The organism is Halanaerobium sp. (assembly GCF_003070835.1).
Genome location: NZ_QBLR01000190.1, coordinates 1 through 6,552 on the forward strand (window position 1 = coordinate 1; position 6,552 = coordinate 6,552).

Consider the following 6,552-nt stretch of genomic DNA (forward strand, 5'->3'; position numbering starts at 1 on the left):
GCTCAGGGGGAGGGATTCCTGCATTTTATGCAGATTCCTAACCTGACAATTATGATAACTATTAATATTTTTAAAAAAACTATTAGATTTGACGTAACGGCAAATCGTGCAGGAGGTTAAAAAATGAAAGATGTTTATTCATTAAATAATGAAGGTCAATTTATTATAAAAAATTATCAGGAGCAGAAAACATTTGCCAGTTTTCTGCCGGGAATTGCAGGTAAATTTGGAATTCCAATCTGGGCCTTTTATGTAAATCGAGGTCAGGGAGTTGCCAGTTTTGGCTCGCGGAATAAGGATAACGCCATCATGGAGTTTTATCCGGCCAATAAATCCTATCAGAATGTGGCAACAAAAGGTTTTAGAACTTTTATTAAGTTGAAAGATGAAAACACAGTTTACGAAGCATTCAGAGATTTAAATGAAAATATCGAAAGTAAAATGACAATTGCTCCTGATTCTTTAAAGATTGAAGAAGAAAATAGTGAGCTGGGTTTAAAAACTACAGTCAGCTATTATATACTGCCCAACGAAGATTTTGGAGCTTTAGTTAGAGAAGTGAAAGTTGAGAATACATCTAATCAGGAAAGAGAGCTTGAAGTATTAGATGGAATGCCGATTTTAGTTCCTTTTGGGATTGAAAATGGAGCCTTAAAAGAGGTCAGTCAGACTATTTCTGCCTGGGCTAAGGTTGATTCTTTTGAGAGCAAAACTCCATTTTATAAGCTGAGAGCTTCAGCTGAAGATGAGGCTGAAGTTAAGCAGATGACAGCCGGTAATTTTTATATTTCCTTTGCTCGCGGTAATAAAAACGAGCTGCTGACACCACTGGTTGATCCGGATGTTATTTTTGCCGAAAAAACCAGCCTGGAAACAGCACCCGGCTTTGAAAGAGAAGAACTGGCTGGATTTAAGGGAGAGCAGATTTTAGAGAACCGCTTCCCATCTGCCATGGCAGCAGCTAAAAAGAAATTAAAGGCCGGCGAAAAATTGGAGCTTGCTTCAGTTTTTGGTAACCTGGCTGATGAAGATAGACTGAGTGAAATTAAGGATAAAGTATTAGAACCTGGATATCTGAAAGAAAAAAGAAAAGAATCAAAAAAGATTCATAATTATTATGCAGATCATATCTTTACAGTCAGCGGTAATAAAGAACTTGATGCTTACAGCCGTCAGACTTTTATGGATAACCTGCTTCGAGGTGGTTTCCCCTTAACATTGGGTCAGGAAAACAAAAAGACCTACCATATTTTTTCCCGTAAACACGGAGACCTGGAGAGAGATTATAATGAATTTCTTTTAGAGCCGACCTATTATTCTCAGGGAAATGGTAATTTTAGAGATGTTAATCAGAACCGACGCTGCGATCTCTATTTCAACCCGGAAATCAAAAGAGATAACCTTAAATTATTTGCTGATTTAATTCAGACAGATGGCTATAACCCACTGGTAATTGAGGGCAGCAAGTTTATTTTAACTGAGAGTAAAGCTGTTGATAAAGTGATGGCTGAGCTTGAGGGTGAGGCAAAAGCTGAATTTAGACAGCGTCTGGAAAAGCCATTTACACCTGGGGAAGTAGCTGTTTTTATCGACAGCCGCAAGCTGGAACTTAAATCTTCACTTACAGACTTTATCGACCTTGTAGTTGAGGAAGCCGAAAGCTGGACAGAAGCTAAGTTTGGTGAGGGCTACTGGATTGATCACTGGACCTACAATCTTGATTTAATCGAAAATTATCTGGCTTTATATCCGGAAAAGAAAAAGAAACTTCTATTTGAGGACTTAGACTATACATTTTACGATTCCTATGTTCGGGTTAAGCCCCGCAGTGAAAAATATTTCTTAACTGAAAATGGAGTTCGTCAGTATAATGCGGTTGCTGCAGACAAGAAAAAGCAGGAAGAAATTGCTGCTCGCAGTAAGTTTCCATATTATCTGCGGACTAAAAAAGGAGAAATTTATAATACCAGTCTGTTCAACAAGCTCCTTACTTTAGTGCTGAATAAAACTGCCAGCCTTGATCCCTACGGAATGGGAATTGAGATGGAAGCTAATAAGCCCGGCTGGTATGATGCTTTAAATGGTCTGCCTGGTATTTTTGGTTCATCAATTGCTGAGACAATGGAATTACTGCGGATGGTTAGATTTATGTCAGAAGCTCTATCTGAGCTTAATCTGGAAACAGAGATTGCTCTGGCTGCAGAAATTGCTGATTTTCTGGCCAATCTGGATCACCTGCTAACAGAAGTGAAATCTGATCAGGACTTCCTATACTGGCAGCAGGCCGGTAAGATTAAGGAAGAATACCGGGATAATGTATTTGCTGACCTGGCCGGTAGAGAAGTGGCAGTGTCTACAAGAAAAATAATGAGCTTTTTAAATAAAGTTGAAGCCAAACTTGAGCGGGCTGTAAAGCTGGCTGAAGAAGATAATGGACTCTACACAATGTACTACAGTTATCAGGTTGAAGAATATGATAAACTTGGTCAAAAATCAGAAAATGGACTGGAAAGGGTAGCAGTTAAGAAATTTAAGCAGCACCGACTGCCTCCATTCCTGGAAGCTCAGGTAAGAGGGATGAAGATCCTAAAAGATGACCAGAAAGCTAAAAAGCTTGCCGAAGCAGTTCAAAATAGTGAACTGTTTGACGAGAAGCTTAAAATGTACCGAGTTAATGGTGACTTGAGTGCAGAAAGCTATGAGATTGGAAGAGCGAGAGCCTTCAGTCCTGGCTGGCTGGAAAACGGATCAATCTGGCTGCACATGGAATATAAATATCTACTGGAACTTCTAAAAAGTGGTTTATATAAGGAGTACTATCAGGCAATCAATGATGCGCTGGTACCTTTTCAGGATCCGGAAAGATATGGCCGCAGTATTTTAGAGAATTCTTCCTTTATCTTAAGCAGTTTAAATGGAGATACTAAAAACCACGGTCGCGGTTATATAGCAAGACTCAGTGGTTCAACTGCAGAATATATCAATATGTGGTCCCTGATGGCCTTTGGTGAGCAGCCGTTTAAATATCAAGACGGAGAATTAATCTATCAACCGGAGCCAAAATTAAGTTCAGACTTATTTACAGAGGAAGAAAGAGAAGTAACTCTGCAGTTAAGTGAAACAGAAACAGCTGAAGTAGTGATTCCACAAGCAGCTTTTGCCTACAGATTTTTAGGACAGACTCTGGTAATCTATCATAATCCGAGCCGAAAAGATACCTTTGGTGAGGATAAAGCAGTAATTGCTAAATATAAATTAACTGCTGCTGATGGAAAAGAGTTTGAAGTCGAGGCTGCCGAACTAAGAGGAGAAACAGCTCGCAAAGTTAGAAATGGCGAGATAAAAAGAATAGACATCTTTTTTGTACCCGGTACCTAAATCGTTTTATTGAACCTGGTTAAAAAGAATTTATTCACATAAGGGATTAATATTTTCCGCCTGGAATTCTGAGCATGAAGTCTAAATCGATTTCTTGAAATGTGATGCAAAATGCAGGATATCCAGGCTGGGAAATATTTAATATAAATTAAAGCTAAAACTAAGAGCAAAAAGGGAAAAGAAATGCTGCCGCTAACCCCTATTGGCGGCAGAAGGCTTTTTCCGATTCCAAATTTTTTCTTTATGTCGAAAAAGAAAGAAAATTGTAAATTATGTTTTTAGTTAGCCTAGTGTTATAATTTTTAGTCATTTAATTTAAGGGAGGTGATTGTCGGGAATGAAAGCAGATTGGAAAGGAAATTAAAAGAGCCACTCCCTTTAGGGCTACAGGCGTCCAACCAGTACCTAAAGTGAAGTGACCTTATATAATTATATCATTTACATAAGAAATTACAATCCTTTCTGATGAATAATAACTAAGGGAATACAAGTTCGTCTTTTAGTTAACTAATTTAAAATAAGTTTATAAGGGATCTTTAAAAGATCAGAAGAAATTAGTTTTCTAATCTATTTTAAATTTAGTTCAGACTGAAAGGGAGGAAAATATAAATGAAAAAAGTATCTATTTTACTTATTTTAGTAATGGTTTTGACTTTTGCTGTAACAACAACTGCTCTGGCAAGTGTAAATTTTAACGGAGCAATGTATTTTATATTTGACGAGTTTACAGAGGTTGATGGTAAACAGTTTTATTCAATGAACGGGAATACCAATATTTTTGGAACTGGTGACTGGAAGCAGTCTACAACTGATAATGGAAATGATAACCGAGAAAAGTTTCAAAACAAATTGCTTTTAAATATGACAGCTAATATCAGCTCAAATATTACAGCAGATGTTAGTTTTGAATCTTTAGTGGATGAATTTTTAGGTTATCCTAATGGAACTGGAGTAACAAGAGGACAGGAAACTCCAACTGTAAGAGATAATAATCCAGTGCTTTTAAAAGATCTAACTGTAACTGCAGATACTGAGGATGCAAAAATTGTAGTTACCAATAACTTTAACTATGATTTTAATCCGCGGGTACTGGCAACACAGTTTGAAGATAACTGGGGAGATTTGACACCTTATGGTGAAGGTATATTAGTGGAAACTGAGTTATCTGATGTTGGGACCAGGGCTTTTATTTTCCAGACAAGTGAAAGTGAAACTGGTACAGCAAGTGCAGATGGTGATGATATTATTATTGAAGCCAATGATGGTGTATCAAGACCTGCAGACAAAATTGTTTATGGAGCGGATTTCAAAAAAGGATTTGCTAATGGAAGTGCAGGATTGCTACTTGTAAATACTCATGATAAGGGTACTGATACTAATTTCGATGATGACTATAATACTACAGAGGATTATGACTTAGATAAAGATATTTTAAGACTGGCACTGAATGGTGAATATAGAATTGGACATCGTATTTTTCTAGATGGTGAATTTATTACAGCTAACTATGGTGATGATGTTACAGAAGTTGTTAATGCTCGAAATACACCATGGGCTCCACCAACTCATGAAATAGATAGAGATGGAGATACTAATGTTGTTGAAGTGGGAGCAAAGTTTATTCCACTGCCAGATTCTCAAATTAAACTTAGTTATACAAATGTCGGAGAAGATTATGTGGCTGCAGTAGGAGCAGATCATTCTATGGATTCCTGGCTTGGTAATTCTAGCTTCAGTTTTGAAGATGGGACTGGATATAACAAAGGCTTTGCTGTAGAGGGAAGTTATTTATTGCCTGTAAGATTATATCCAACTGCTCGTTTAGAGTACAGTGACTATGATAAAACCCTGACTGCCAAAAATGAGAATGAAGATACAAATGAAAAAGAAACCAAATTAACTTTAGAGGCTTCAAGAGGTCCCTGGGCTGCTGAAACTTCTTATAGAACTAAAAGCATGACTAATAGCGGCAGTGGAACAGTTGAAGAAACTGATATAACTTACAATGACTTTAACATTAATGGAAGTTATACAGTAATTGAAAACGAAAAATTAACTACTAACTTACGTGGAGACTTGAATTACTATACTGGTGATGATGAGACAATAGACCAAAACTTTTCTACCGAAAATAGAATTAAATTAGGTGTAGGAAATACCTATGTATTAAATGACAAAGTTACTTTAACTGGTAGCTATGACTTAGGCTACGCTACAGAGAATAATGATGTATTTGAAGATGCTAATGGTAGACAGCATTTAATTAAGCTGGGAACAAGCTATCAGGTATCTGCTAATACTACTTTTGATATTCTCTATAAGTATGACAATTATGATCTAAATAGACCGGAAAATATTACAACTGATGCTTTAGTAAATTCTGTTTATAAAAAAGAAGCAGAACATCAGTGGTATGATGGTGGCGAAAGCTGGGAACACGGTTCTGATCACTGGGTTGCTAAGTGGGTAGCTCCAGGTTATGATGGTTATACAACTCATGAGATTAAAGCGACTTTTACAGTTAACTTTTAATTATAGGTAAACTACAGGAGGTAGAAAATTGAAGAAAATTGCGATATTAATGGTTTTAATGATGGGATTACTGGCTCTGGCAGGTTGTAGTAGTGATAATGAGAGTGTAATGGTTGATTATACATTAACAACAAATGTAACTGATGAGACAACTGGTGATCCAATTGAAGGAGCAGCAGTAGAGGTTGATGGAAAAAAAGAGACAACTAATGCTAATGGATTGGCACAGATTGATTTATCTTATGGTGAATATAAAGTTAGTGTTAGCGCTGATGGTTATGGAAATGCTTCAGCTCCAGTAAATATCAGCAATTCAGATAGTAGTTTAGATATTGCTTTATCTGAAAGCTCTTCTGAAGATTCAGAGGGCACTTCAACAACGATAGTAAATTTTGATGAAGCAACAGCGCCAGAATTTAGAGGTTTTGGAGGTGCATCAGGAGAAATAGTAGAAGATCCTAAGGATGCATCAAACCAAGTGATGAAATTAATAAAACCTAATACTGCAGAAACCTGGGCAGGAGTTACAGTATCTACAGGATTAGATGACTCTATACCAGCAGTACCTTTTACAGATACCAAAACAAAGGTAACAGTAAAAGTTTATTCACCAGAAGTTGGAATGCCAATTAGATTAAAATT

Annotated in this window: 3 protein-coding genes; all 3 read left to right on the top strand. The window is 36.9% G+C overall.

The genetic code is table 11. The annotated features are described in order from the left end of the window. Window positions 1-123 precede the first annotated feature (123 nt). Window positions 124-3,378, top strand: a complete 3,255-nt coding sequence (locus tag CI949_RS14940; protein WP_290767717.1) for a hypothetical protein — start codon at window positions 124-126, stop codon at window positions 3,376-3,378. 609 nt (window positions 3,379-3,987) lie between these two features. Continuing rightward, window positions 3,988-5,910, top strand: a complete 1,923-nt coding sequence (locus CI949_RS14945; RefSeq protein WP_133529750.1) for an autotransporter — start codon at window positions 3,988-3,990, stop codon at window positions 5,908-5,910. Between the two features lie 28 nt (window positions 5,911-5,938). After that, the coding region (locus tag CI949_RS14950) for a carboxypeptidase regulatory-like domain-containing protein (protein ID WP_290767721.1) at window positions 5,939-6,552 on the top strand (614 nt) is incomplete at its 3' end.

Bases quoted from the DNA above. Each gene is read 5' to 3' on its own strand.
- CI949_RS14945 (WP_133529750.1), top strand. From the start codon at position 3,988: ATGAAAAAAGTATCTATTTTACTTATTTTAGTAATGGTTTTGACTTTT.
- CI949_RS14940 (WP_290767717.1), top strand. From the start codon at position 124: ATGAAAGATGTTTATTCATTAAATAATGAAGGTCAATTTATTATAAAA.